Annotated in this window: 4 protein-coding genes; 3 read left to right on the top strand and 1 reads right to left on the bottom strand. The window is 60.2% G+C overall.

Annotated elements, in window-relative coordinates:
* The 3 genes from IV091_RS18465 to IV091_RS18455 form a co-directional block, all read left to right on the top strand.
* A partial coding sequence (locus IV091_RS18465) for a DUF445 domain-containing protein (RefSeq protein ID WP_293470946.1) occupies positions 1 to 584 on the top strand: 584 nt, incomplete at its 5' end.
* An 80-nt stretch (positions 585 to 664) separates the two neighbouring features.
* Entirely contained in the window at positions 665 to 901 is a 237-nt protein-coding gene (vapB, locus tag IV091_RS18460; protein ID WP_293470944.1) for an antitoxin, read from the top strand.
* An 11-nt stretch (positions 902 to 912) separates the two neighbouring features.
* Positions 913 to 1,311 (top strand): type II toxin-antitoxin system VapC family toxin, encoded by a 399-nt coding sequence (locus IV091_RS18455; RefSeq protein WP_293470943.1) that lies wholly within the window; start codon positions 913 to 915, stop codon positions 1,309 to 1,311.
* A 137-nt stretch (positions 1,312 to 1,448) separates the two neighbouring features.
* On the opposite strand, the gene IV091_RS18450 is transcribed toward IV091_RS18455, so the two are convergent.
* Entirely contained in the window at positions 1,449 to 2,744 is a 1,296-nt protein-coding gene (locus tag IV091_RS18450) for an acetyl-CoA hydrolase/transferase C-terminal domain-containing protein (protein WP_293470942.1), read from the bottom strand.
* Positions 2,745 to 3,028: the final 284 nt, after the last annotated feature.

Genomic DNA, 3,028 nt, shown 5'->3' with positions numbered 1-3,028 from the left:
TCGACGACCTGGCGGACGGGCTGGCCGACAAGCTCAGCGGCTCCATGCTCGCTGAACTGCGTGAAGTACTGGCCCAGCCCGATCACCCCGTGCGGCTGCGCTATGAGGCGTGGCTCCAGACGTTCATTGAACGGCTGCGCAGCGATCCGGCGCTCATCGCGTCCATTCATGAAATCAAGGAGCAGGCCATCACCGATCCGGCCGTGCAGGCCTATGTCTCGTCGCTTTGGACGGACGTCAAGCAAATGCTGCGCAAGGACCTGGCACAAGAGAACTCCACCGTGGCGCGCCACCTTGAAAACGGACTGCGCGTAATCGGCGAAAAGCTGGCCAATGACCAGAGCCTGCGCGACGCCATCAACCAGCACGTGCTGGCCGCTGCGGGGCATCTGGGCGCAGATCTGCGCGCCGGCATCACCGCCCACATCGCCGATACCGTCAAAGCCTGGGACGACAAGCAACTGGTGCGGGAACTGGAACTCAGCGTGGGCCGGGACTTGCAGTACATCCGGATCAACGGGACCTTGGTGGGCGGCTTGATTGGGTTGCTGCTGCATGCGGTGGCCGTTGGGGCCTGGCCATGAAAGGCCCGACGTACATTCATGTGTTTACATTTATTTGAACGCACACTAAGATGTACACGTACATCCAAATAAGGTTCATCATGGCCAATACCAAACTTTTCAAGAACGGCAACTCTCAAGCCGTGCGCATTCCATCTGAACTTGCCTACTCTTCATGGGACGTCGAGCTGGTCATTGAGCGTCAAGGCGACGAGCTGCGGATTCGCCCGGCCCAGCGACGCATGGGTGATGTGTTGGGCAAGTTCGCCAAGTTCTCTCCCGACTTCATGGATCAAGGGCGTGGTCACAATGAAGAAGGCGAGCGCGAGGCTTTATGAAACCGAAATACATGCTCGACACCAACATCTGCATCTATCTGATGAAGCACCAGCCGCGCGAGGTTCGCGCCCGGTTTGAGGAATGTTTTGTTGGGGATGTCGTGATCTCGGCCGTGACGCTGGCCGAACTTGAATTCGGTATTGCGTGCTCAAGTGAATCAGCGCAGGCCGCCAACCGGTCTGCTTTGGACGGTCTATTGGAAGACATCCTGATCGCGCCCTTCGAGGCCCAGGCTGCAAGGGCTTACGGCCCCATTCGGGCGGCGTACAAAGATCGCAATCGCGATGCCTTGGACAAGTTGATCGCCTCGCACGCCAGTTCGTTGAAAGTGGCTCTTGTCACCAACAACGAAGCAGACTTTGTGAACTACCCTGGACTGGTCGTTGAAAACTGGGTTAACAGCCACTGACACGAACACGAAAGAGCTCAATGCGCCAATCCAGGATCGTGCTCCGCTTCGTCCAGCGTCTGAACGAACTCCAAGGCTGCCATTAAGGAGTCACGATGCGCTTTTTGCAAGGTTCAACAGATTTCAGAAGGCTCAGGTCACAGCAGTTTCATCTTCTTGGCCGCTTCCCGCAACTCGCCCCGGAAGTCGGGGTGCGCAATGCTGATCAGCGCTTCGCAGCGCTGGTGGGCGGTTTTGCCGCGCAGCTGGGCCACGCCGAACTCGGTCACCACGTAGTTGATGTCGTTTTTGCTGGTCGACTGATGCGTGCCGGCAGACAAGCTGGGCACGATGCGCGAGATGGTGTCGTGCTTGGCGGTGGAAGGCAGCACGATGAAGGCCTTGCCGCCTCTGGAGCGGTTGGCGGCGCGCACAAAGTCGGTCTGCCCGCCGGTGCCGGAATACGGCGCCGAACCCAGGCTTTCCGAGCCGCACTGGCCCATGAAGTCGATCTGCATGGTGGCGTTGATGGCGTGCAGGTTGTCGTTCTGGCCGGCCAGGTAGGGGTCGTTGGTGAAGCCGACCGGGTGCATTTCCACCGCCGGGTTGCGGTGCAAAAACTGGTACAGCTTCCTGGAGCCCAGCGCAAAGGTGGCCAGCATCTTGCCGTTGTGGTAATTTTTCTTGCGGTTGGTGACCACGCCGGCTTCGACCAGGCTCATGATGCCGTCGCCAATCATTTCGGTGTGAATGCCCAGGTCGTGCTTGTCGGTCAGCTGCATCACCACCGCATCGGGAATGCCGCCGTAGCCGATCTGCAGCGTCGCGCCATCCGGGATCATGTCGGCCACGTAGCGGCCAATGGCTTCCTGCACCGGGCCGATCTTGGGCAGGCCGACTTCCAGGAGTGGTTCCTCACTTTCAGTGAGCGCCGCCACCTGCGACACATGGATGTGGCAGTTGCCGTTGGCAAACGGCACATGGGGGTTGACTTCGAGCACCACGGCGCGGGCCTGCGCGATGGCGGCCATGGTGTAGTCGGGCGCCAGCGACAGCGAGAAAAAGCCGTGCTCGTCCATCGGCGACGCCATGGAAAAGACCACATCGGCCGGAATCAGCTTGCGCGTGAGCAGCTCGGGCAGCTCGGAAAAGTTGGCCGGGATGAAGTCGGTCCAGCCTTCCTGGCCGCCGGCGCGCGAGATGCCGCTGAAAAAATAGGCAATGTGCCGGACATGTTCGGTGGTCTCGGGGTCGAAATAGCCGTACTTGCGGACCGGCAAAATTTGCGAAATGCGCACATTGCGCAAGGCCAGCCTGGCGTCCGACAGCGCCGTCAGCAAGGCCGGCGGCTCGCCCACGGCGGTCGGCACCACAATCGTGTCGCCGTTCATGACGACCCCAATGGCGTCGGCGGCGGACATGCGTTTTTGCTGGTACAGGGTCTGTGCGGACATGGCGGCTTTCTCTTTCAATTGGCGTGGGTGACTTTAGGTAATTATTGATTATGAAATACCCGCCCGCCCGAACACCTGACAGCCATACGCTCGTGGCGGGAATCCCGTGAAACGCGCTGCTTTTTGCTGAAATCAGCCGCCGCCGCGCTGCATGTACAGGTCAAACCGCTTCATGAAGCGGTAGCGCTCGGCATCGTCCAGCCCCGCAAAGGCAAAGCGCACCAGCAGACGCGGAATGCGGGCCTGGCCCAGCACGCGGGGCTCGGCCTTTTGCCAGTCGATCT

Source organism: Polaromonas sp., assembly GCF_018780625.1.
In the GTDB taxonomy this organism is placed as follows: domain Bacteria; phylum Pseudomonadota; class Gammaproteobacteria; order Burkholderiales; family Burkholderiaceae_C; genus Polaromonas.
The sequence above is the reverse complement of the archived record's forward strand: the minus strand, read 5'-3'. Positions and strand labels throughout refer to the sequence as shown.

Excerpts from the sequence above, each read along its gene's own strand:
- vapB (WP_293470944.1), top strand. The coding sequence starts at position 665 with ATGGCCAATACCAAACTTTTCAAGAACGGCAACTCTCAAGCCGTGCGC.
- IV091_RS18455 (WP_293470943.1), top strand. The coding sequence starts at position 913 with ATGCTCGACACCAACATCTGCATCTATCTGATGAAGCACCAGCCGCGC.
- IV091_RS18450 (WP_293470942.1), bottom strand. The coding sequence starts at position 2,744 with ATGTCCGCACAGACCCTGTACCAGCAAAAACGCATGTCCGCCGCCGAC.